This is a genomic window from Salibacterium lacus (assembly GCF_042684865.1).
GTDB lineage: Bacteria > Bacillota > Bacilli > Bacillales > Marinococcaceae > Salibacterium > Salibacterium lacus.
Window position 1 is genome coordinate 202923 of sequence record NZ_JBHUML010000005.1, and the last position, 21156, is coordinate 224078.

Below are 21156 nucleotides of genomic sequence, written 5' to 3' on the forward strand. Positions count from 1 at the left end.
ATATACATAACTATATAACCATATAACAAAAGGCTCTACAAAGGTGGTGAGTTTCCAGTGAGTAAGGGGCTTGAGGGCGGCAAACCGATTTTTCAGCAGATACGGGACCGCATCGAAGACCAGATTGTAAATGACCAGCTCCAGGAAGAAGACCAGATTCCTTCTACCAACCAACTTGTGCAGTTTTACAAAATCAATCACCTGACAGCAGCCAAGGGCATCAATTTACTGGTGGACGATGGAATCATCTACAAAAAGAGAGGGGTCGGCATGTTTGTCGCAGCAGGCGCCAAATCGAAAGTAACAGAAAAACGCAAGAATGCTTTTTTTCATGATTACGTTCTTCCGATGGTGGAAGAATCACGCAATCTGCAGCTCTCGGAGGAAGAAGTGAATACGCTCATCCAGCACGCGAAAGGAAGAAATGCCGATGACATTTGATGTGTTATTCAAAAACGTTTCCCTTACCTATAAGAAGACGAAGGCCCTTCATGATGTATCTTTTCATTTGGAACGAGGAAAAGTGTATGGACTGATTGGACGAAACGGAGCCGGAAAAACATCCTTGCTTTCACTGCTGGCTTCGTTCCGGCAGCCAACGTCCGGAACGGTTCAAATCGATGGCGTCACGCCCTTTGACAATCCGCGGATCATGCCCTATGTCTCCTATATTTTTGATGAAGATTATAAAGATGAAAGTGATAAAGCAGAACATCTTATCGAGCGGACCTCCCGTTACCGCCCTCATTTTGACAAGGCCTATGCCAGGCATCTGGCGGGGCGTTTCCAGCTTCCCCTGGATATGCCTGTCCAGCAGCTCTCCAAAGGCATGCAGTCTGCCCTGCAGGTCATTCTCGGCCTTGCCGCGCGGTCGCCGGTCACCATTTTTGATGAAGCCTACACCGGAATGGATGCCCCGGCCCGGGAAATTTTTTACGAAGAAGTGCTGGAAGACCAGGCCAGGTCCCCGCGCACGATGATTCTATCGACCCACCTCGTATCGGAAATGGACTATTTGTTCGATGACATCGTCATGATTCACGAAGGCCGGCTTGTTTTGCACGAAACAAATGAGGAACCGATGAAATGGGGAGCCTGGATCACCGGCGGCGCTGACCTGGTGGAAGCCTTCACACAGGACTTGACGCAGCTGAATGTCCAGCGCCTCGGCGGTACGACATCGGTGATGATTCAAGGGGAACTATCGGAAGAAGAACAGCATCAGGCGCAGAAACAGGGCCTGGACATCACACCGGTGTCTCTTCAGGATTTATTTATACACAAAACGAAGGAGGAGAATGACGGTGAAAAACATTCAATGGAAGCTGACCGCTGATCTATTGAGAAAACAGGCAACATGGACCGTCTCGCTGCTGGCTGCCATCGCTGCGTTATATATTGTCATGATTGTCGTTGCCGCACAGGGGAATACTCCCGCAAACTTCCTGACGTTTTTCTACGAGCCGGCAAAACTGTTTATGCTCGTGATTGCGATTTTTCTTTCTTACTCGTTTCTGGATACGTACATCAAGCTGGGGGTGACGCGGAGGCAGTTTCTTACCGCCAATGGCATGACAGCTGTGCTGCTGGCGGCAGGTCTGACTGCCGCCGCCGGGGTTCTTACAGGCATTCAGTACGCTGCGATGAATGGGATGGGGTGGTCTTCGATGATAAACACGAATACCTTCATGAGCCTGGATATCGGCATGGCTGCTGCCCTTCCTATCTGTTTTCTCAATCTGATCATGTATCACTTCGTCGGCTGGCTGATCGGAGCAGGATTTCACCGCTATGGATGGCTTCCGGGCATAGGATTTGCCGCAGGGGGGATTGCTCTCTCAGCCGTCTCTGATATGTTATGGGGATTCGAAACCATCGAGGTGCTCTCCGTGTTATTATCCCTGGAATCGGGAGCGGTCGCAGGCGTCCTTTCCATCACAGCCGCCGTGCTGTTGATCCCCCTTGTCTTTTTCTTCATTTGGCAGATTACGAGGAAAGCAGCGGTTCGTTCTTAGGAAAAAAATAAAGGGAACCCCGATGCACGCATATGACGCTGCGGCATCGGGGTTTTTCTCGATCGATTCTCGTGATTTCCTGATTGATTCTGTTATTTCTCGATCAATTCTCAGTCGATTCCTGTATTTCTCGATTGATTCTCCCGATTTCTCGATTGATTCTCTCGATTTCCCGATCGATTCTCCACATCTCCGCTTCGATCCCCGACTTTATCTACCTGGATAGCAGCTTGCTCTTCATAAAAGGAGAGTAAGGCCGCCGGGACCAAAGCGTGTCCTGCCTTCATCCGCGGCAGTTCCCTCCAGAAACGAAAGCACCCGCCTCCGCCGTTCCACGACCTGCTGTGTAAAAGTCAGTCATGTTTTCTTCTCCAAGTTATGATTATTTGGTTATCCCGGGGTCGGGGGCGGATTCAGTCTATTCCGGTTGATTTTTTTCTTCCGATCCTTCAATACCCTGTTCCACTGCCATCTGCTTTGCCACTCTGGGAGCCAGCCACAGCACAGGCAGCATAATAATCGATACCGGAATCGCGGCGATAACAACGAACGACTGCAGCGCATCAATTCCGCCTTCTCCGATATTAATCAGAATAACCGCTATGATTCCCATAATAAGGGCCCAGAAAACGCGGACCGCTTTTGGCGGATTTTCTTCCCCCGTCACTCCCATGGACATCGAGTACGACATCGAGTCGGCCGTTGTGACCACGAATAAAATCGTCATAATCAGAAAGACCGTCGGCATCAGCCACGCCAGCGGCATCTGCTGGGTCACCGCGATCATGGCAGCAGGGAGGCCGGCTTCATTCAACGGGCCGCTGACAGAGCCGGGATTCTCCATTTCATAATGAATGCCGGATCCTCCGACGACGGTGAACCAGAAATTTGAAGTGACTGCTGTCAAAATAGATACAGCCACAAACACCTGACGGATCGTTCTTCCTCTTGAAATCCGCGCCACCAAAATCGCGACAAGCGGGCCGAAACCGATAAACCAGCCGAAGAAAAACAACATCCAGAAGCCGAGCCATCCTTGATCCTGCCGGTGGGTATGGATATTCATAAACTCGTTCAGATACGTGCCGTACGACGAAACAAAAGAATTAATAATAAATCCTCCAGCACCAAACACGACCAGAAAGCCTGCAACGATAATGGCGGTCCATACATTCAGACGGCTCAGACGCTGGATTCCTTTATGAATCCCCGTCACCGCCGAAATAATGACAATCGCGATCAACGCACCAATAACAATCATCTGGGTCATAAACGCATCCGGAATCCCGTACAGCGCATTCAAACCATAACTGACCTGAAGGCCGAGAAACCCGATCGGTCCGATGGTTCCGGCGGCCGCTGCAATGATACAAAACGCGTCAATGACCGATCCCCATTTACTGGTTTCAAGCTTATCGCCGAAAATCGGGTACAGCATCGTCCGCGGCTTCAGGGACATCCCTTTATTGTAGTGGGCGTACATGATAATCAATGCACTTACCGCCCCGTACAGGGCCCATGCCGTGAAACCCCAGGACATGTAGCTCTGAGCCAGCGCCGGTGCGATGGCATCCGCTGTTCCCGCTTCAATACCGCTGTGCATCGGCGGCACTTCCATGAAATAATACATCGGCTCCGCTGCCGCCCAGAAGACGCCGCCCGCGCCCAGCCCCGATACGACAATAATGGATGTCCATTTGAACATGCTCATTTCCGGGGTGTTCCTGTTCCCCAGTTTCACTCTGCCGTACTTGGATATCGCCAGAAATACCCCAACGAAAAATGTAGCCAGCAGAAGAATCTGCCAGTACGCACCAAAATAATTAACAGAAAAATTGAATCCGGATGATACAAATTGCGCTACGGCGTCAACGTTAATGAGTGCAACAAGCACAAATACCGTTAACAACCCTCCGCTGATGGAAAGAACGGGCCAGTCTATCCGCTCTTTGACCTGCTGCCAGGAATGACTGCTCATCTTTTCCTCCTCCTTTATTTCCCATTTATTTCAAACGGTCCTTTAACACGAAAAACATTCTTTATGTTCAAACAGTCCTGCATATGTACCACTTCCCCGGCAAAATCACGAATCCCGCCGGAATCTTTTCATCCACCAGCTCCTTTTCTGCATTAAAATGGGAGGCATGCACAAAGACATATCCAGCCCGGAAAAACAGCCTGCGATCAGCTTTAACTGATTTTCGCTGTCCATCCCAAGACCTTGTGGCGGCGTGTACGGACAGGCGCCAGATCAAATAAATTTTTCAGTGCCCCGGTAAACGATCCCTGAAAAATCGGCGTGCCGATAATATCATAATCCGCCACCTTCATTTTCTGAATGACGCGCCGGGTATCGCCTTGATACGCCCATGAGCCGCGCCCGTCGCAAAACGGAAGTTCATAATCCTTTACGTTCAGAAATTCCCCCTCGATATGCGAATCATGATATTTTACCAATTCCAATGTTTTCTGTACAGCGTAAGCGCCCTGGGCAGCCACGAGTGGCTCTACGTCGCACAGAAAATGTAAGCGCCTCCGTCCGTTCTCAGGAGAAAAATAAAGAAAACCCCGATGCACGCACATGACGTTCGCGGCATCAGGGTTTTTCCCAATCAATTCTCCAAATTTCCTGATCGATTCTGTTATTTCTCGATCGATTCTCAGGCGATTTCTGTTTTTCTCGATTGATTCTCTCGATTTCTCGATCGATTCTCCGGATTTCTGCATCGATTCTGATTCTTTTTGCATCACTCCCCCCCTTTTTTACCTGTGTCCCCTTATATAACAGGAAAAGGGGGAACCGCTATGGAACAGATTCAATCCGACGCCCATATGGAAACCGCTGTCCGCTATTCTTATTTTTCCTCGATCGACCAAATGGACCGGCACGTCAAAAAGCACCGCCGCACGCTCACCTGGCAGTCGACGGAGGACGCCGTGCTCTGCCTGCTCGCCCGGCGCTCACTCTCCTACCCCGGCACGAGCTGGATGAAAGTGAAAACGATCGCCGCCGCGGTCGGCAAAAGCCCGCGCACCGTGAACTACGCCCTGGCCGCCCTTGAGGAAAAAAAGATCATCCGCCGCATCCCGGTCATGCGCGAAACAAACGGCGGAAGCAGCAGCAACGTCATCGCGATCCTCCCGTATGCCGCGGATTGCAGCCCGTCTCCTGCAGACCGCCAAAACGCCGGAACCCCTTGCCGCGCAGGCGCTGAAGCGTCGGAGGCGTCCGGGGAATCAGTTTCTTTAGAATCACTTAAACAAGAAAAATATAAATATATGAGCTATTTGAATTTTTCCTGGTTAATTCATCACAAATGGAAAGACAACTGCGTGAAGCACGGCTCGGCTTATATGGAAAAAGTCGTCGAGTCGTTGATGCGGGAATATGAATACCGGCAGATGAAAGAACGCCTCCGGAAGCCCCGCCCGCGCCGCATGCCGCGGCCTGCGTTTCTCGACTATAACTGGCTTGAGCATTAATCGCTTTTCCGTAAAAAAAGCGCCATCGTTACGTTTGCCGTCTTTTTTCCCCGACAAACGTAACCATGGCGCTGTCATGATGACGTTTTTTCATCAAAAGCCGTCTCTAAACGTAAGGATGACACGTTCATGGTGACGTTTAGCTGTCTTCGGACAGGTATAAACGTCACTTAAGAAGATGTCCGCTGGACCGGGATCCAGATTTCACTGCGGAAGCTGGTGGATGTCGTGTCGCTGCTTTCATTCCAGAGAATCTCCGGACCTTCCGCCGCTTCATAGCCGGAGCCGGGAAACCATTCGGAGTAAATCCGGCCCCAGACGTCCTGCAGCGCATCCGGAAACGCGCCGGCGGCTTCAAATACCGCCCACTCGGACGCCGGGACGCGCAGTTCATCCCAATGCACGGGCACATCGTTTGTAGTCGCCGCGCCGATGTAATGATCAAACGTCCCGTTTTCCTCCATACGTCCTTCAGAAAAATGGGTGGACGCACTGATCAAGCCGGAAGGTTCGGTGTTGGACAAGGCTTTCAGCTCCTGGATGTTCGCTGAATCAAGCGACTGCCACATCTCCTCAATCTCCGGACTCACCCCGTGGAACTGCACAGCCACTCTTTTTTTCAAGCCGGCGATGGAAAACGATTCTTTTTGTACGATACGATACTTCATGCTTTCTCCTCCTTGGATTGTCAGCTGGAAGGTCATCGGAGGATAGGCCTGCAGCGGTGCCCCATCCTTTTTCGCGCGGGAGGGGGAAACTCCGTGCTGCGCCTGGAACGCCCTCGTGAAAGCATCCGGCGAGTGGTATCCGTATTTCACCGCGGTATCCACGACTTTCGCACCGCCCTGCTGCAGCTCAACAGCCGCCAGCGTCAAGCGGCGCCGACGGATGTATTCGCCCAGTGTCATGCCGGCGAGAAACGAAAACATCCGCTGGAAATGGTAAGCCGAACTATAAGCGGTCCGCGCCGCTTCTTCCATATCAATCGTGTCAGCCAGATGCTCCTCCACATAGCGGAGCGCGTCATTCATCCGTTGCAGTGAATCCACACGATGACCTCCCTCTTTGTAATCCTTTCTCCTGTATCGTATCAACAACAGCACCCGGCTTCCCGACTTTTTCTGCCCGATGCCGCAGGATTACCCTATAGAGCTGTGGAGATCTTTAATTTATTCGGCTGATTCATAAAGTACATTTCCATTTTGACCGTAAATATTCACTTTCCAATCCGCTTTGAGGTTCATATCCTTTTCGTTCCTATTATAAAACATTATGAATCCTCGTTTATCTTTCACTAATTTTGATACAGTTTTACCATCATTAAAAACCACTTCTACTGTTTCTGCGTTTTGAATTAAATGTTTGTCATTTATGATAACGAAAGCGTGAGGAGCACTTCCTGTACTAGTCATCCCTGTGGATATCTTTCCCTGCCCATCACCAGACCAACTCGAATAGTTTTCTGTTATTTCCCCGTTACTTTTTGTAATTGTATACAAGCTGCTTTTACATAAAATAAAAGTTACGCCTCCGGTAGTTTCGATGGCTAAAGGCTCAATGTTCTTCTTTTCTATCATTTGTTCAATTTCCTCTTGTGATGGTGCAGAATAGTTTGACCCCTCCGCACCATTTGAGCACCCTATAGTTATTGATAAGATTATAGCTGAAAAAATAAATTTAGTGAAATGCTTCATAAAGACCCTTCCAAACATTCAATTTATTAAGCTGTATAAAACTTCCCTTTGGCCTGGTAGATAAGCAATATCCTATCTATTCGACAATTTGAACCAGTGGAATAGAGACTCTGTTCATCATGGAGAAAAAGCTGTACAACCCCGTGCCCATTAAAAACAGGACACAGGGAACGGCGCTCAAGAGATACGTCCGCCGTCCTCCCGGGATGCGGGTGCGGTGCCACATGACGGCGAGGTACGCATAGTGAAGCACCGGCAGGAGAAAAATCAGGATGCGGTAGGAAGGAAACATAGTGAGGGTTAAAACTATAACGATGTGCACCATAACATACAGTGATTTATCTATGTATTTGTGCCGCTTATTAACATAATCGGGATCAGACGCCGGAAGTTCTACAATGCCGCCCCGGCGCAGTATGTATGACAGGAATTCACTTAACACAGCAATGCCGGCTATAAGGGCAACTGGCAGCAGCATCGTTTCGATTCTCTCCTTTTCTCTATCGATACTCAAAAGGCCGGTATCGCTTGTTATTCGGAATACGGCACACTCCGCGCCCGGCACCACTGCCGCATAAATTCGAGATACCCATCGAGCCGGTAAGCGTTCCAGTCTTCCTGAAGGCCGAGCTCCACGACGCGGTCCTGAAAACGTCGGAACCGGCCCGTCCCGGTCAACTCCCGCTCGAGCATCGTCCGCATCATCGGGTTGGAAAGCTCCCGGACAAATGCCTCCATCAGCGCGGACTCATCCACCTCGAGCCGGTTCGGCAGCGGCAGGTAGTCATCCTCTGTCGCCGCCACTACATCAGCGGCCGCGCGGAATTCCTCGTCATCACGCGCATCCGGCGCCTGCAGCTGCGCCCGCCGCAGCACGTCATCGCTGATCCGCAGGACCTCTCCCGTCTTTCGGTGCAGAAACATCGTCACCCCGTCCGGCGCATTCCGGACCGCTTCGAGCAGAGAGGATAGATTCACAGACTGTTCCACCTGCATCTCCTCCTTTCCATTATGGTTCGCTGTACTATTTTAATCGTCACGTATCAAAAAACGCGGAACGACACGTATATAAACGAGTTCGCTGACAAGCTCTATCATCGTCTGGGTAATAACAACAGCAGCCACGATAGTGCCAATTTCCGGTATAGTCAGGGCAATAGGCAGCACAACGAGCGAATTCCGCGTGGAACAGCTGAAAATAAGAGCCCTTCCTTCGCCCGGCGCTAATCCAAACCACCGCGCCGCGTACTTCGCCACAAACGGCATCACCATCATAAACACGATATATAACGGAATGACTTTTACAACCTGATCCGCATAATCCGGCAGTTTTGTCATTTGAGACGCCGTCACGACAAACAGCGTCAACATCATAAAAGGAACCGGCAGCCACGCCGAACCTCGCAGCATCTTTTCACCAAATGCCCTGTTTTTCCCGACAAACTGTAACAACAGCGCTGCCGCGAGTGGAAGGACGATCAACCCAAAAAACGCTTCAAAGAAAGGAGCAGGCTTCACCATCGCGGCAGCATCCGCCCCCATAAACAGCCACAAATACACGGGCAGCAGAACCATCTGCACGACGAATAATATCGGGGTCGACGTTAACACCAGGTTCTCATCTCCTTTTCCTAAGGAGGTAAACACAATGACATAATCAATACAAGGCGTTAACAGCACCAGGTAAAATCCAAGCAGCAGCGCAGGATTCTCAGGAAGCAGCTGGGATAACAGCCAGACTACGACCGGCACCAGGATAAAATTAACCAGAAGAAGCGCCTGGATATACGTTCTGTTCCGAAAAGCCTCTCTTAACGAAGCAAACGGAATCTGGGAAAACATACTGTACATTAACAATGCAATGATGATTGAAATCACAGCACCCAGGCGCTCCGCGTAAGATGGCAGCAGAAATCCGAATCCAGCCGCCATGATGAAACTTATGATATACATCCCCACCTGCTTCGTTTCCAGCTGCTCCTTCGTGACCAATATCCTTCCCTCCCATTCTTCACAGACCTTTTCCAATAAATTATACAGAAAGACACCCCATTTTCACAAAAAACCAACGATCCTTCAGAAAACAAACACCGCTTTCCGTATTTCTACCGGATGCGGTGCTGCTTCTCTTTTTCCACCCAACCTGTGGTATAATGATAAAAACATCTCCACGCAGGAGGACAGGCCATGGAACAAAAAATGGACGCTGTCATAGATGCGTTCAACGCATTTCAAGAAAAGTTCGGCACGCATCACCAAGGGATACTAGAACGAATGAAAGCCTTAATAATATTGAATACAGTTGCTACATTTTATTACTGATCTCACAGGGTTTTAAACATTGCATAAAAAAATTTCCTCGCTTCACATTAATTTAACTCTCTTTAGTTTACGAAAACATGTTCCTTTTGATATAATTTTATATGTCAAAAACATTCCCAGATAAATTCCTGAGAGGCTGATTAACGTGATTAAGGAACATAAGGTAACAAAAGTTGGACAAATGAGGGAATCATTAAACCTTTCGGTTAAAGAAATTGCCCGTATTCTAGGTAAAAGTGAACGGACAATATATCGATGGGAAAAAGGAGAGGCCTCCCCACATCCACAATCTCTATATGAACTGGAGACACTCTACAATAGAACTTTTGAAAAAAATTCAGGAACTGACAGGTTGTTTACTTTTATAGATCTGTTTGCTGGGATAGGAGGGTTACGGAAAGGAATGGAGTCAATTGGAGGAGAATGTATTTTCACAAGTGAATGGGACAGTGCTTGTAGAGAAACTTATCGAGCCAACTTCAATTGTGATCATCCACTCGAGGGAGATATAAACAGTGTTCCCATTGGTGAAATTCCCTCACATGACGTACTTCTCGCTGGATTTCCATGCCAACCTTTCTCAATAGCCGGGGTCTCAAAAAAACAATCGCTGGGAAAAGAAACCGGATTTAAAGATCTTGCACAAGGTACACTTTTTTTTGATCTTGCTCAGATACTTGAATATCATCGTCCCAAGGCCTTTGTTCTTGAGAACGTTAAAAACTTAGTTAGCCACGATAAGGGTAACACTTTTGAAGTTATATGGAAAACCTTGACTGAGGATCTTGGTTATAACGTGGACTATAAAGTTATTGATGCTAAAGGGTGGCTTCCCCAGCATAGAGAACGAATTTTTATTGTAGGTTTTCTAAATGAAACTGATTTCTCTTTTGAAAATATGAATATAAAAAATCCGGCAACAGGGCCGACACTATCCTCAATTCTTCATCCAGAGGATGGAAGTGAAGAGCCGGAATCTCCATATACGTTAGAAAAAAATGCTGAGGTAAATAAAAAGTATACTTTAACGGACAAATTGTGGAGTTATCTTCAAAATTATGCAGCAAAGCACAAAAAAAAGGGAAACGGATTTGGTTTTGGATTAGTAGGCCCTAACGATACTGCCAGGACACTTTCTGCCCGTTATTATAAAGATGGATCTGAAATTTTAATTTATCAAGGTGAAAATACCAATCCGCGTCGCTTAACACCAAGAGAGTGTTCCAGGTTAATGGGTTTTGATGAACCTGAAAAACCACCTTTCCGTATCCCGGTATCTGATACTCAAGCCTATAAACAATTTGGTAATTCAGTTTCAGTTCCCGTTGTGAGAGATATTGCTAAATTTATGTTGCCGTATTTACTAAAAGAGCTTCGCATCAAAAAGTTTAAGCAACTCAGTCTCATAGAAGCTGAGGAAATTAAGGAAGCAGAAGAATATGTCTGATATAATGTCTGATGAATTGCGCAGCAAGGTAATGTCCCGGATTAAAAACAGCAATACTAAACCTGAGCTTATTATCAGAAAAGGTCTTCACGCTTTAGGCTTTCGCTACAGGATTAATGTTAAAAATATGGCTGGAAAACCTGATTTAGTTTTACCAAAATACAAAGCTGTTATCTTTGTAAATGGATGTTTTTGGCATGGCCATGGTTGTTCTCTATTTCAATGGCCAAAGACAAAAATAGAATTCTGGGAGAATAAGATAACTTCCAATATCAATAGAGATTTAAATAACACACGTTATTTAAATTCAGTAGGTTGGAAAGTTGGAACCATATGGGAGTGCTCTCTCAGAGGAAAGTACAGAAAAGATACTGATGTTGTAATTAATAGCATATCCAAGTGGGTAAAGCAATCAGATGATAACCTTGAAATCAAAGAACACGATCATTAAAGGCAGGCTAAGTAAATCTTTTATTCTATGGGTGGTGAGTACAGTATGAAACAGGGATATTTATCACAATATTTTCAGGGAGTCGTATTTAAACGTTTGAGCAGTGTTGAGATTAATCCCAGCAGCTCAAACCAGCATGAAATAAATGGAACGATAAAGTTAAAAGAGATATTCGGCTCGGACAGAAAAGATTTCAGTGGTTATTTTTTTTGGATAGGCTCTGAAAATGAAGGTGCTTCAGCAAACGGTAGCGTAACTTGGTATGATGCACGGGCCAACCATCCAACCAGATCAGAATTTAGACTTTATTACAGTGATAAAGAAGTTGTTACTTCTTGTGATCCAGGCGACCTTTTAGTTATAGCTAAACGTTCTGATCAAGAAGTTCTTTTCTTAACAGCTCCTGAAGGTAGTACTACTGAGAACCAGTTGCTTTGGCTTTTCGATATATCGTCTACCAGTTACTCCTTTAGTTATCAAATATTTAATAAAGAAAAAAGCACTGAAATGGACTTCGTTTCTCGTTTTATACTAGAGGAAATGGGAATAGAAATCCATGAACCTGAAACTGATAAAATAGATAAAATCCTGGAACCATACTTATACCGAAAGTTTCCACCTACTAAGAAAGTAGCTGAACTGGCACGTGAAACAGCGCTTACTTATTCTCCAGTGCACAATCCCGACGTTACATTAATGACATGGGCAGATTACGAAGAACGACTTTTTCGCAGATTAGAACGTTATGAATTAAGTGAGCGCTTAAAAGAGGGATTTTATGATTATCAACACGACGAGAGTGACGTAGATGGATTTATCAGCTACTCTTTACGAGTTCAGAACCGTAGAAAATCCAGAGCTGGTCTTTCACTTGAACATCATTTAGCTCATATATTTGAACAAAACAACATTAAGTTTTCTCAAGGTCAAACAACAGAGAATAAGTCCAAGCCCGACTTTTTATTTCCTGACATTGAAACTTATCAAAATACTAGTCAACCAGAAGCTAAATTAACAATGCTTGGAGCCAAATCCACGTGTAAAGATCGGTGGCGCCAAGTTTTATCGGAAGCCGACCGTATCACAAATAAACACTTACTAACTCTCGAACCAGCTATAAGTGAGCATCAAACCAATGAAATGATCAACAGTAAATTACAACTTGTTCTTCCTTCAGCTCTACATGAAACTTATACTGAGAAGCAAAGAGAATGGCTTATGACCCTTCACGAATTTATTGACATGGTAAAAGCCAAGGAAATAAAGTGAGATTTGATGCCGCTTTGACCCATTGTTGGGCTTTTCTATATATATTCGTTGTTTACCAGCACAACTGTTATTCAATCCTTGAACGAATTGTTTTCCAATCCGAATCTTGTTCATCTATTACAGTTAAAGCTTGATTAACTGGCATTTGGTGAAACAAACCTTTGTGTTCATTGTATAAACCCAAATGATGTAATACTCCTGCGGATTGAAACCCTTTTGAAACAAGCGGCGATAGATTAAGAATGTCCTCGTCCAGTTGACGGTGGGGTTTGAAATAGAAAAGATATTCATATACAATTTGATTTATTGATGCTTCATCGTAAAGTTTAAATTCACGCGATCTCAGTGATGGACGAAGGGGTGGCAAGTACATTTTTTCTCTCCTTTTGTTAAACTGGTCCTGTAATTAACGAGGTAAGATATCATGTATAATACGATTCTTTATTATCAAATGAATCAGGGACAAAGTTCAGAGACTATCATTCCATATATGGAGCAGGTTATCTCAAAGATTAAAGAACTACCTGCCCATATACATGGGGTATTTATTGACGCTCCTGACGAGTACAAAGAATTTGAAGAGCTTATTGATAAACCCTTGAAACATATTGATTATATTTATCTAAACAGACAATTAAAAGATCCTTTCTATCACACAATGCTTGAACAAGTCTTAATAAATGAATCTGTGTGCACAAAATATTTTGAGCTATAATACTTTTTCATACTAGAATGTGCCTATTGTCACGCCTGTTGATTTGACACAAATATCCATGAAAATATGTACAAAAAGAGACATCCTCATCTAGAATGGCGTTGCGACACAACATTCAAGAAAGGATGTCTCTCTTGAATCATCGTATAACATTCCCGAACTTACTCCAAAAACCAGATCTGGATGATAAGCTACAGGAGCTCTTAGAAAACCTTCGGTTATATCGATACCGGCCGCAAACTGACGGTCTTTACCCTGCTTCACTACGTAACGAATGCTTCGGCTCATGCATGGACGGGCTACCGCCAAAGTGCTTTGGAAGGGCCCCGGCATGAGCTGCCGGAGGTGGGAACATTCCTCGCTTTCTAAAAAAGCGGGAGATGTTCCTTATACGATTTTTAAAAAGCTGATCCATACGTTGGTATCCATGTGCAACCGCCCTACCCGCCGGGCTTTGAACCTCGATAAGAATCTGCTTGTTATCAATGCCACGATGATCACCGCAGGGGAAAACCGGCTACCCTTGGCGCTTTATCACAGCAGGCGTTCCGGCGTGAAGCTTCATATAGCCTATACACCTTCTACGGGACGAGGAGACCGGGGCGCGAAAACATATCGGCCCATCGGGCCATCGTTGAACCATCGTGGTTCGATTCTTGTCGAAGACCGCGCTTATTTTAAGATCCAGCGCATCGATTCCTTTTTAGGGGAGAAGCAGTCATTTGTCATCCGAATGAAAGAGAATGTAGAAATTGTCCGACCCAAATACTTAAAAGCGCTGAAAACCAAATACTCCCGTGTCACTCGTGATATCACCTGCCAGCTCGGTTCTGCTTAGGTTCGCTCCCAGCAACGACATCGCGTGGTATTTTTCCAAGATGACGATGGGAACGATATGCGCGTCGTGACGGACCTCATGAACATATCGGCGGAAATCATTGCCGACATTTATCGGAAACGCTGGCAGATTGAATTTTTTCCGCTGGACCAAGCAGCATTTGAACATTCCGACGTTGTTTGGAACAACGCCAAATGCCGTGTTCCACCAACTTTACGCCGCTTTGATCACTTATATCCTGCTGCGCTGGTTATATCAGCGTACCTCCAAAGGAGAAGTGATGGAAACGCTGTCCTTTATCTCCTTCACACGCCATTTTCTGGCTCAAAGTCTACCGATTGACTGGCTGAGTGAAATGGCTGCTTCCTTAAAAAGATGGAGGCAGGCTCACGGGACAAATATGTTAAATGGTGGATAATAAACAGGCGTGATGTGTGATATCTCTGCCATCCCTTATAACATTTTATTGATGTATGACGGCCAAGAAAGGCTCCTACAAACGGCAATTAAAATCACTTAAGAACTTATCATCTATTAAAATTTAAATCCACTATTTTCTATAATTCTAAAAATAACTATGAAACTGAACCAATTTTATCAAGTAATGACATAAAATATTCCCCTTGAATTTTAGAGACTCCTGGGGGAAAAGCATTGCCAATCATCTGTGCCAAAGAAGTCTTATTCTTTAAAACAGGAAACCTGTAATCAATAGGAAATGTCTGAAGTAGAGCGGCTTCTCTTGCTGAGATACTTCTGTTTTGTTCAGGGTGTAAAAACCTCCCTTTAGACGGGCTTAAACAACCACTTGTAATAGTTGATGATAACTGATCCCAACTAAGCCTCCCATATACATCTGAAAAACCTACGCCCCCCTTCTTATGGCATTCAAGCCAATATTCTTGAGGCAGGTCCTTTCGACTCCCACCATCACCAGGGATTAATGTAATCATTTTCTTTATTCTGTCATTATGCTTTGAGTGAATAGAATGTAGTGAATCATCAGTTTCTTCAGGTTTTTCTAAGCCATATATGCAATCTCTAACAGTTGTTTGTTTAACTGAATCCCCTATAGGAACCTTTATATTTTTATTAAGCAAAGAACCCATTAAAACTAATCTTTTTCTTCTTTGTGGCACTCCAAAATCAGCCACATTAATAATTTGATAATCTATCCCATAACCTAAATAGGTTAACTCCTGAATTGCTTCATTAAAATGTAAGTAATCTTTCAGCCCTGGTACATTTTCTACCATAATAAAAGTAGGCAATAATTCTTTGACGATTCTAATGAATTCAAATATCAATTCATTTCTTTTATCTTTCAAACTATTCTTTTTCTTTTTTGTTTTGAGTGTAGAAAACCCTTGGCATGGTGGACACCCTGCAATTAATGTAACATCCTCTCCAATTTTTTTAATCAGTTCTACACCACTTACTTCTTTTATATCTTTGTTTACTAATTTCGTGGATGGGTGGTTTTCAATGTAAGTTTGAGATGCAGTTTGATCTATTTCAACTGCTCCTCTAACATCAAAGCCAGCCTGTTTCAAGCCTTCACTTAACCCTCCACAACCCGAAAATAAATCAATTGCTACTGGTTTCAACATTCTCCCTCCCATCTTTCAATACATCTTTATTTATCATACCAAGAAATTCATCTAAAATCGCATATATTATATTATAGTTAGAATCTTTTTTCTCTATCCAATTATTAATTAATATGTTTTCCATAGTGTCCATTGAGTTTGAATCTGTTTTTCCTATATGATTTTCGCAGGCCTTATATATTTTTTCTTTATTCGACTCGGCATTAGAAACATTTATATGTTTCTCTTCACCAATTAATGATTTTATAAAGCATTCATCCCAAATTATATCTTCTGGAATTTGAAGAGGAAAATATCTAACATTAGATTTATAAAAAGATATGTATTTTTCTTGTGCTTCAACTATCTGGTCTGACCGATCTTCTCCTGAACCTCCATCTTTAGTAAAAAATATATCAATATTAGTGAATTCTTTAATTTGATTACTGTAGAAGTCCTCGTTCCTATTACCAATAGAAACAGAGTTAAGGTCAATAATTTCTTCGTCGGGCTGTTGATCTCCATCTAATATTACAAAATTATTTTTATTAACGTCTTGAGAGTAATAAGTAATTAGGTTCTTTTTTATATAACTTTCTCCACCCGGACAAAAAATAACATTTATATCCTCAAATTTATCTTCTTTTTCCAAAATGATCTTTAAAATCTTCTCTGCTAATTCATCTTCGACAGTTATGGTGGCATTATTATAGGTAGAGGGTAGTCCAAGGAACCTAAATGCTTCACTTGGAAAACACTCATTTATAATATCAATCTTTTTCGTTTCTGGATTCCTCATAAATCTTTTAATGGCTCTTCTAGGTAATCCTTCTGTAAAAGCAGGGGAATGAGTTGCAATTACTACTTGATGTCTTTTTCTTTTTATTTGTTCTAACAGAAAAGACATCAACTTTTTTTGAGCTCCAGGATGTATAGAAACTTCCGGTTCATCAAGGAGTATTAAACTTTTTTCTTTTGCTCTTAATACTTCATAAACTAATTTAACAACAGATATTTCTCCACTACCTGCGTGTGCTTCTGAGTAAGTTAATTCATCTGTATTTAGTATTACTGAAGTTCCCCAGTCATAAAAAAATTTGTGCTTAATTACTTTTCCAGAAGTATATTTTTCTTGTAAAATAAAAGAAATTGCATTTATTTCTTCTTTTGTCAAATCAACTACCAATTCATTTTGTTCTTGATTTTTCAATTTATAAACCTTTCGATTATCAATTGCATTTTTTAATTTTTTAGATTGATTTCTCAAATAATCTTTTTTTGCAGCTTTTTTCTTTTTCAAAGTAGACTGCCTCAATTTAACTTTTGATTGAGGTAGACTGCCAAAATAAAAATATTTATCAAATGCACTTAACTCACCTTTAAAGTCAAGATAAACTACGTCTTTTTTAATAATATTACCTCTTTTTTCAGAAGTATCCATGCCATATTTCTCTAGTGGTTTACTAGTCTCCCAGTAATCATAATCATTTCTACCTTTATGAAAAATTCGATGGTATAAAACCGTTTCACTAGTATTTCCGTCTTGATATTCATATATGAAACTATGTTTTTTATCTTTGTCGGTATCACCAAATTCTTCAATAGGGTCTAAATTTGTTGAAAACCAAAAATCACTTATAGATAGTAACTTGGGTGCACCATATAAAGAGTGTAGAACTGAACTTTTACCTGATCCATTTTTACCCACCAAAAGTGTAAGAGGAAAGTCAAATGATATATCGGTATCAAAAGTGAAATTTTTATATGATGGATATCTTAGACTGGTAATAAAACTATCAAAAACTTGAAGCTCAAACAGACGTTCAAGAGTCGATATCAAGTCTGTTTTTTCTTCCAATTTAATCCCCCACAATAACGTATAGTGCTTTATTATATGATAAAATACTCTTCAAATCCGTAATTATCTTTTATTTTACCATTTTTCTTCTTAACTCTAAAGTTGCATAATCACAAACAGGAATATCTAATAGGATGAATATTTCACTTTGGAGCTTGCATATCTCCTTAGGCAATCATCAACTCTTTTTCAAGAGACTGCAGGGACACGCCCTTTTGGGCTTTCTGATAAACATAGAGCAGGAGAGAACGGCGTCTTTCCTTGTCAGCCCGCCAATATCCTGTAGAGAATTCCTGCTGGTAATGCTGCGCGATAAATGTATAGGCAAGTTGAAGTACCAGCATGTACCGCTTAATAGCAAAAAGGGATCGCAGCCTGTAATCCCCCATATAAAGTTTGTCTTTCGTTTCCTGAAAAAAGGTTTCGATGTTCCAGCGTTCAGCGTAGAAAAGCAGGATCTTTTGGGCGGTTAAGCTGGAATCTGTGCTGAAGAAATAGCGAACCGATGATTCGCTGGGTGCTGTATTCGTAGGCCGGCACGCCAACACTGTTCCCTGGAGTCCGCCTTTCAGCGCCCCGTCATAGCGATGAACGTAGTAGGAAGCATCTCCTACGGTGACGATGCAGGATGTTTGGTCTTCCTTTTGTTGCGCCCATTCCCTGACGGGTTGAGAAACGCGGTCATTCAGCAGAACACGGTTGCTTTTCAGACCTCCGATGAAATGCCATCCACGTTCTTGAATGTAGTCAATTAGGAATGTGGCAGCATACCAGCTGTCTGTCAGGACATAAATGTCCCGCGTGCCGTCCGGTATTTGATCCATATGGTCCCGGGCCATATCAAGTTTCGAATAGTCTTCTTTTACATAAGGCGTCATGGCAAAGGGTAGAAAGGAGCCGCGGGCTCCTATCATCGTCGTTACCCACTGATGAGCGTAAATAGGTTTTTCTTGTTTGTGATCAAAGGGATAGGAAGCTCCTTCTGTCGGTTCCAAAGCCTGTGACGAAGGCTTGGTTTTTGGACAGATGCTGTCATCGATAATAACCATCAAGGGATCCTCGGAAGAGGATATCTGCTGAACCTGTTGATAGATAGACCTCTGCAGCTTTCGCTGTACGCCCTGCTCGTTCCACTACCCATATTGAAAAAATCGCGTTACGGATGGGAGGTGGCGGTGCCAGAAGCTGCTGTTCCGTAGTACGGTCATACTACCATTCCGTCGCTCTTGAATCATCCCCTGCAGGAGGTGGGAAAGATGCCGGTATGCCGGTTTTGGTACATGGAGAGACACATTAATACGATTTAAGAAATTGTCGATAGATGATGACTGTGCTACAGTAGACATATGGCAGAATCCCTCTGTGTACGTGATTGGTGGTACATTCATCGCATGAGCAGATTTGGAGGATCTGTCTTTTTATAAACATTTATGGAATTTTTTTCTATTAATTATGCAACTTCAGAGTAAAACATTGTTCGGAAAACCGGATATCGCCATAAAAAAGTATAAGGTTGTAGTTTTCATTGATTCGTGTTTCTGGCACTGCTGTCCCGAGCACGGCAACTTCCCAAAAAGCAATCAGGATTTCTGGAAACAAAAGCTGCAGCGCAATGTGCAGAGAGATCAAGAAGTGAATGATTATTACAATGCTGTCAACTGGAATATAAAGAGGGTATGGGAACACGAGGTGAAACAGGATTTAGACCAAGTGATTGATGAACTCAGCGGATTTATCGAATCCTGTAAAAATCATTGATTCATTCTGAACCTTATTTCAACGTTTTATGCACCATTTAAAGTGGCGCACCCCATTTCTCCCCGGTTTTTTAGTACGACATCCCTCGCTGATTCAATAACTTCTCCAGCATTTCTTATTTTAATTACGCTGATATGTCTTATGTATACTAATAACCAATCTATAAACCCCCGCTCCTCCCAGATAGGCAGCGAGGTCGAGCGGATCGCTGGTACTTCCCGGGACGTAAAACGGAGCCGCGTATTCCCAGAACAGGCCGGCACCAGCTGTGACGGCGATCTGGAACGCTCCGTTGTAGATAAGCTGGTGCGGGCGGTAACGGCTGATACCAGCGAGAATCTGCAGAACCGCGATCATGAACCAGCCGGCGAGCGCATCGTTGGCATAGAACTGGTACCACGACGGAAGATGGGTGTCCCCCATCCATTCATGACAAATATAAAGTACAGCTATCAGCAGCAGCGACACGCCGTTTATAGAAAAGATGCTATGATAATGGCAACAACAACGGCTCCTACAATACCCCAAAACCCCAGGCCCTGTCCTTCCCGTTCCGGTCGCGGCGGTGGCGGTGGTGACGCCTGGTTTCTCAACGGATGGCCGCAGTTCGGGCAGGTCCTTGCCTGCAGTGATACGTCGTGATCACATGCCGGACATTTTGTTAATTGGTTCTGACTCATTTGGTTCACCTACTATGTAAAAATCGGTATCATACACATCTTACCAGATCAATTGATTGGTGACGATTCTTTTAAAAAAGACGTTTAAACGATTTTTTAAAGGGGAAAAATATTTTAGATCTGTTTGGTTTCATTACCTAACATAACTATTATTACGTTGGAGTGTCAGTTATGGATGTTGTTTATCAGGAAGGGCAGAATATACGGGCGTTTCTGGAAGCGAACCAGAATATATTTGAAGAACAACTGCTGCAGGAAGCGGGGGATGTCCGGGAAAAGATTGAGGAAATTCAGCGGATTGGGAACATTGATTTGATTGCGAATGCGCATAAACTCGTGCGTTACATCATCGATCAGCACGAAGAGGATTTAATCGCTTTTTCGGAACAGGAAGGCGAGGCGTGGGCGAAGTATTCGCTGACGCTGACATTCAAACTGGAATGGGTGCAGGCCATCCGCCGGACGATTTGGCGTTTTGTCGAGCGGTACGAAGAACTGCTTCCGGAACAGCGGGAGACAAAGGATTTTTTCGCGCTCGAGAAGCGGATTAACGATTTTGTGGACAAGTTTTTAAATTCATTTTTCCTTAGTTATTCGAGGTATAAAGACCGGCTGCTGGAATCGCAGCAGCAGCTTGTCGAAAATCTGTCGGTACCGTTCATTCCGGTAAGTGCGTCCATGTGTGTGCTGCCGCTTATCGGCAAGCTTGATCTGGAGCGGATGAACATTATTGAAGAAAAAGTTCTGATGCAGATCAGCGACCAGGGGATTAAGATTCTGCTTATCGATCTCTCCGGCATTGCCCATATCGAAGGAGATGTGGCAGAGCGCCTCATCCGGGTCATCGACGGCATACATATCATGGGAAGCCAGGCGGTCATTACAGGAATGCGTCCGGAAGCGGCCCGGAAGATGATAGAGTTGGGTATCAATTTTGAAGGCAAGGTGGAAACAAAAGGAAGCCTGCAGCAGGCACTCTCCGATTACTTTGTTTCAACAGCCGAAGAACTGTAATAAAAGCGGCGGGTTGTGCATTA

General features: G+C 44.1%; 27 protein-coding genes and 1 pseudogene. 14 read left to right on the plus strand and 14 right to left on the minus strand.

Annotation, left to right across the window (positions count from 1 at the left end; translation table 11 throughout):
- Positions 1-57 precede the first annotated feature (57 nt).
- From ACFSUB_RS14085 to ACFSUB_RS14095, 3 genes are read left to right on the plus strand one after another with little or no spacing between them, the layout of a single operon-like run.
- Positions 58-441 carry a GntR family transcriptional regulator gene (locus ACFSUB_RS14085; RefSeq protein WP_380713898.1) on the plus strand — a complete coding sequence of 128 codons (384 nt, stop codon included), beginning with the start codon at positions 58-60 and terminating at the stop codon, positions 439-441.
- Positions 431-1336 carry an ATP-binding cassette domain-containing protein gene (locus tag ACFSUB_RS14090; RefSeq protein ID WP_380713899.1) on the plus strand — a complete coding sequence of 302 codons (906 nt, stop codon included), beginning with the start codon at positions 431-433 and terminating at the stop codon, positions 1334-1336. Before ACFSUB_RS14085 ends, ACFSUB_RS14090 begins: the two co-directional genes overlap by 11 nt.
- Positions 1305-2015: a hypothetical protein gene (locus ACFSUB_RS14095; protein WP_380713900.1), complete on the plus strand. Its 711-nt coding sequence runs from the start codon at positions 1305-1307 to the stop codon at positions 2013-2015. The genes ACFSUB_RS14090 and ACFSUB_RS14095 overlap by 32 nt, the downstream gene beginning before the upstream one ends.
- A gap of 110 nt (positions 2016-2125) precedes the next feature.
- On the opposite strand, the gene ACFSUB_RS14100 is transcribed toward ACFSUB_RS14095, so the two are convergent.
- The 3 genes from ACFSUB_RS14100 to ACFSUB_RS14110 form a co-directional block, all read right to left on the minus strand.
- On the minus strand, positions 2126-2302 hold the full coding sequence (locus ACFSUB_RS14100; RefSeq protein ID WP_380713901.1) for a hypothetical protein: 177 nt from the start codon (positions 2300-2302) through the stop codon (positions 2126-2128).
- Positions 2303-2433: 131 nt separating this feature from the next.
- Positions 2434-3993, minus strand: a complete 1560-nt coding sequence (locus ACFSUB_RS14105) for a BCCT family transporter (protein ID WP_380713902.1) — start codon at positions 3991-3993, stop codon at positions 2434-2436.
- Positions 3994-4205: 212 nt separating this feature from the next.
- Positions 4206-4763 carry an NAD(P)H-dependent oxidoreductase gene (locus ACFSUB_RS14110; RefSeq protein WP_380713903.1) on the minus strand — a complete coding sequence of 186 codons (558 nt, stop codon included), beginning with the start codon at positions 4761-4763 and terminating at the stop codon, positions 4206-4208.
- Positions 4764-4820: 57 nt separating this feature from the next.
- On the opposite strand from ACFSUB_RS14110, the gene ACFSUB_RS14115 reads away from it, so the two are divergent.
- Positions 4821-5498, plus strand: a complete 678-nt coding sequence (locus ACFSUB_RS14115) for a helix-turn-helix domain-containing protein (RefSeq protein WP_380713904.1) — start codon at positions 4821-4823, stop codon at positions 5496-5498.
- A 170-nt stretch (positions 5499-5668) separates the two neighbouring features.
- Here the strand turns inward: ACFSUB_RS14115 and ACFSUB_RS14120 are convergent, their stop codons facing one another.
- From ACFSUB_RS14120 to ACFSUB_RS14140, 5 genes are all read right to left on the minus strand, one after another.
- Complete coding sequence (locus ACFSUB_RS14120; RefSeq protein ID WP_380713905.1) at positions 5669-6547, minus strand: AraC family transcriptional regulator; 879 nt, start codon at positions 6545-6547, stop codon at positions 5669-5671.
- A gap of 120 nt (positions 6548-6667) precedes the next feature.
- Positions 6668-7192 (minus strand): hypothetical protein, encoded by a 525-nt coding sequence (locus tag ACFSUB_RS14125; protein ID WP_380713906.1) that lies wholly within the window; start codon positions 7190-7192, stop codon positions 6668-6670.
- Between the two features lie 76 nt (positions 7193-7268).
- A complete protein-coding gene (locus tag ACFSUB_RS14130) occupies positions 7269-7670 on the minus strand; it encodes a hypothetical protein (protein ID WP_380713907.1) in 402 nt (133 codons plus the stop codon).
- A 53-nt stretch (positions 7671-7723) separates the two neighbouring features.
- Positions 7724-8182 carry a hypothetical protein gene (locus ACFSUB_RS14135; protein ID WP_380713908.1) on the minus strand — a complete coding sequence of 153 codons (459 nt, stop codon included), beginning with the start codon at positions 8180-8182 and terminating at the stop codon, positions 7724-7726.
- Positions 8183-8221: 39 nt separating this feature from the next.
- The gene (locus ACFSUB_RS14140; RefSeq protein ID WP_380713909.1) at positions 8222-9184 is read right to left on the minus strand and encodes an arsenic resistance protein; all 963 of its coding nucleotides are present in this window, start codon (positions 9182-9184) and stop codon (positions 8222-8224) included.
- A 195-nt stretch (positions 9185-9379) separates the two neighbouring features.
- On the opposite strand from ACFSUB_RS14140, the gene ACFSUB_RS14145 reads away from it, so the two are divergent.
- From ACFSUB_RS14145 to ACFSUB_RS14160, 4 genes are all read left to right on the plus strand, one after another.
- The gene (locus ACFSUB_RS14145; RefSeq protein WP_380713910.1) at positions 9380-9514 is read left to right on the plus strand and encodes a hypothetical protein; all 135 of its coding nucleotides are present in this window, start codon (positions 9380-9382) and stop codon (positions 9512-9514) included.
- Between the two features lie 145 nt (positions 9515-9659).
- Complete coding sequence (gene dcm / locus ACFSUB_RS14150; protein WP_380713911.1) at positions 9660-10961, plus strand: DNA (cytosine-5-)-methyltransferase; 1302 nt, start codon at positions 9660-9662, stop codon at positions 10959-10961.
- Positions 10954-11412 carry a very short patch repair endonuclease gene (locus ACFSUB_RS14155; RefSeq protein ID WP_380713912.1) on the plus strand — a complete coding sequence of 153 codons (459 nt, stop codon included), beginning with the start codon at positions 10954-10956 and terminating at the stop codon, positions 11410-11412. The genes dcm and ACFSUB_RS14155 overlap by 8 nt, the downstream gene beginning before the upstream one ends.
- 45 nt (positions 11413-11457) lie before the next feature.
- Positions 11458-12681, plus strand: a complete 1224-nt coding sequence (locus ACFSUB_RS14160) for a type II restriction endonuclease (protein WP_380713913.1) — start codon at positions 11458-11460, stop codon at positions 12679-12681.
- Positions 12682-12748: 67 nt separating this feature from the next.
- On the opposite strand, the gene ACFSUB_RS14165 is transcribed toward ACFSUB_RS14160, so the two are convergent.
- On the minus strand, positions 12749-13054 hold the full coding sequence (locus ACFSUB_RS14165) for a hypothetical protein (protein ID WP_380713914.1): 306 nt from the start codon (positions 13052-13054) through the stop codon (positions 12749-12751).
- Positions 13055-13105: 51 nt separating this feature from the next.
- On the opposite strand from ACFSUB_RS14165, the gene ACFSUB_RS14170 reads away from it, so the two are divergent.
- From ACFSUB_RS14170 to ACFSUB_RS14180, 3 genes are all read left to right on the plus strand, one after another.
- A complete protein-coding gene (locus ACFSUB_RS14170) occupies positions 13106-13396 on the plus strand; it encodes a hypothetical protein (RefSeq protein ID WP_380713915.1) in 291 nt (96 codons plus the stop codon).
- A gap of 331 nt (positions 13397-13727) precedes the next feature.
- Positions 13728-14234, plus strand: coding sequence for a hypothetical protein (locus ACFSUB_RS14175; protein WP_380713916.1), 507 nt, complete (start codon positions 13728-13730; stop codon positions 14232-14234).
- Between the two features lie 100 nt (positions 14235-14334).
- Positions 14335-14652 carry a hypothetical protein gene (locus ACFSUB_RS14180; RefSeq protein WP_380713917.1) on the plus strand — a complete coding sequence of 106 codons (318 nt, stop codon included), beginning with the start codon at positions 14335-14337 and terminating at the stop codon, positions 14650-14652.
- 157 nt (positions 14653-14809) lie between these two features.
- Here ACFSUB_RS14180 and ACFSUB_RS14185 read toward each other — a convergent pair whose 3' ends face one another.
- From ACFSUB_RS14185 to ACFSUB_RS14195, 3 genes are all read right to left on the minus strand, one after another.
- Entirely contained in the window at positions 14810-15844 is a 1035-nt protein-coding gene (locus ACFSUB_RS14185) for a DNA cytosine methyltransferase (RefSeq protein ID WP_380713918.1), read from the minus strand.
- A complete protein-coding gene (locus ACFSUB_RS14190; RefSeq protein WP_380713919.1) occupies positions 15822-17681 on the minus strand; it encodes an ATP-dependent nuclease in 1860 nt (619 codons plus the stop codon). Before ACFSUB_RS14190 ends, ACFSUB_RS14185 begins: the two co-directional genes overlap by 23 nt.
- Before the next feature lie 167 nt (positions 17682-17848).
- The gene (locus ACFSUB_RS14195; protein WP_380713920.1) at positions 17849-18730 is read right to left on the minus strand and encodes a transposase; all 882 of its coding nucleotides are present in this window, start codon (positions 18728-18730) and stop codon (positions 17849-17851) included.
- Positions 18731-19133: 403 nt separating this feature from the next.
- Here ACFSUB_RS14195 and ACFSUB_RS14200 point away from each other — a divergent pair.
- Both ACFSUB_RS14200 and ACFSUB_RS14205 read left to right on the plus strand, forming a co-directional pair.
- Positions 19134-19214, plus strand: a pseudogene (locus ACFSUB_RS14200) (hypothetical protein); the annotation flags it as partial.
- 81 nt (positions 19215-19295) lie between these two features.
- Positions 19296-19439, plus strand: coding sequence for a hypothetical protein (locus ACFSUB_RS14205; protein ID WP_380714276.1), 144 nt, complete (start codon positions 19296-19298; stop codon positions 19437-19439).
- Between the two features lie 120 nt (positions 19440-19559).
- Here ACFSUB_RS14205 and ACFSUB_RS14210 read toward each other — a convergent pair whose 3' ends face one another.
- Positions 19560-19862, minus strand: coding sequence for a hypothetical protein (locus ACFSUB_RS14210; protein WP_380713922.1), 303 nt, complete (start codon positions 19860-19862; stop codon positions 19560-19562).
- Positions 19863-19912: 50 nt separating this feature from the next.
- The gene (locus ACFSUB_RS14215) at positions 19913-20119 is read right to left on the minus strand and encodes a zinc ribbon domain-containing protein (RefSeq protein ID WP_380713923.1); all 207 of its coding nucleotides are present in this window, start codon (positions 20117-20119) and stop codon (positions 19913-19915) included.
- A 171-nt stretch (positions 20120-20290) separates the two neighbouring features.
- On the opposite strand from ACFSUB_RS14215, the gene ACFSUB_RS14220 reads away from it, so the two are divergent.
- A complete protein-coding gene (locus tag ACFSUB_RS14220; protein WP_380713924.1) occupies positions 20291-21133 on the plus strand; it encodes an STAS domain-containing protein in 843 nt (280 codons plus the stop codon).
- The last annotated feature ends 23 nt before the right edge of the window (positions 21134-21156 follow it).

What these genes read in the sequence shown, in the direction of transcription:
- ACFSUB_RS14215 (WP_380713923.1), bottom strand. Translation starts at nt 20,119, where the DNA reads ATGAGTCAGAACCAATTAACAAAATGTCCGGCATGTGATCACGACGTA.
- ACFSUB_RS14220 (WP_380713924.1), top strand. Translation starts at nt 20,291, where the DNA reads ATGGATGTTGTTTATCAGGAAGGGCAGAATATACGGGCGTTTCTGGAA.
- ACFSUB_RS14160 (WP_380713913.1), top strand. Translation starts at nt 11,458, where the DNA reads ATGAAACAGGGATATTTATCACAATATTTTCAGGGAGTCGTATTTAAA.
- ACFSUB_RS14090 (WP_380713899.1), top strand. Translation starts at nt 431, where the DNA reads ATGACATTTGATGTGTTATTCAAAAACGTTTCCCTTACCTATAAGAAG.
- ACFSUB_RS14170 (WP_380713915.1), top strand. Translation starts at nt 13,106, where the DNA reads ATGTATAATACGATTCTTTATTATCAAATGAATCAGGGACAAAGTTCA.
- ACFSUB_RS14165 (WP_380713914.1), bottom strand. Translation starts at nt 13,054, where the DNA reads ATGTACTTGCCACCCCTTCGTCCATCACTGAGATCGCGTGAATTTAAA.
- ACFSUB_RS14155 (WP_380713912.1), top strand. Translation starts at nt 10,954, where the DNA reads ATGTCTGATATAATGTCTGATGAATTGCGCAGCAAGGTAATGTCCCGG.
- ACFSUB_RS14100 (WP_380713901.1), bottom strand. Translation starts at nt 2,302, where the DNA reads ATGAAGGCAGGACACGCTTTGGTCCCGGCGGCCTTACTCTCCTTTTAT.
- ACFSUB_RS14105 (WP_380713902.1), bottom strand. Translation starts at nt 3,993, where the DNA reads ATGAGCAGTCATTCCTGGCAGCAGGTCAAAGAGCGGATAGACTGGCCC.
- ACFSUB_RS14195 (WP_380713920.1), bottom strand. Translation starts at nt 18,730, where the DNA reads ATGGTTATTATCGATGACAGCATCTGTCCAAAAACCAAGCCTTCGTCA.
- ACFSUB_RS14125 (WP_380713906.1), bottom strand. Translation starts at nt 7,192, where the DNA reads ATGAAGCATTTCACTAAATTTATTTTTTCAGCTATAATCTTATCAATA.
- ACFSUB_RS14175 (WP_380713916.1), top strand. Translation starts at nt 13,728, where the DNA reads ATGAGCTGCCGGAGGTGGGAACATTCCTCGCTTTCTAAAAAAGCGGGA.
- ACFSUB_RS14110 (WP_380713903.1), bottom strand. Translation starts at nt 4,763, where the DNA reads ATGCAAAAAGAATCAGAATCGATGCAGAAATCCGGAGAATCGATCGAG.
- ACFSUB_RS14145 (WP_380713910.1), top strand. Translation starts at nt 9,380, where the DNA reads ATGGAACAAAAAATGGACGCTGTCATAGATGCGTTCAACGCATTTCAA.
- ACFSUB_RS14185 (WP_380713918.1), bottom strand. Translation starts at nt 15,844, where the DNA reads ATGTTGAAACCAGTAGCAATTGATTTATTTTCGGGTTGTGGAGGGTTA.
- ACFSUB_RS14130 (WP_380713907.1), bottom strand. Translation starts at nt 7,670, where the DNA reads ATGCTGCTGCCAGTTGCCCTTATAGCCGGCATTGCTGTGTTAAGTGAA.
- ACFSUB_RS14210 (WP_380713922.1), bottom strand. Translation starts at nt 19,862, where the DNA reads ATGGGGGACACCCATCTTCCGTCGTGGTACCAGTTCTATGCCAACGAT.
- ACFSUB_RS14115 (WP_380713904.1), top strand. Translation starts at nt 4,821, where the DNA reads ATGGAACAGATTCAATCCGACGCCCATATGGAAACCGCTGTCCGCTAT.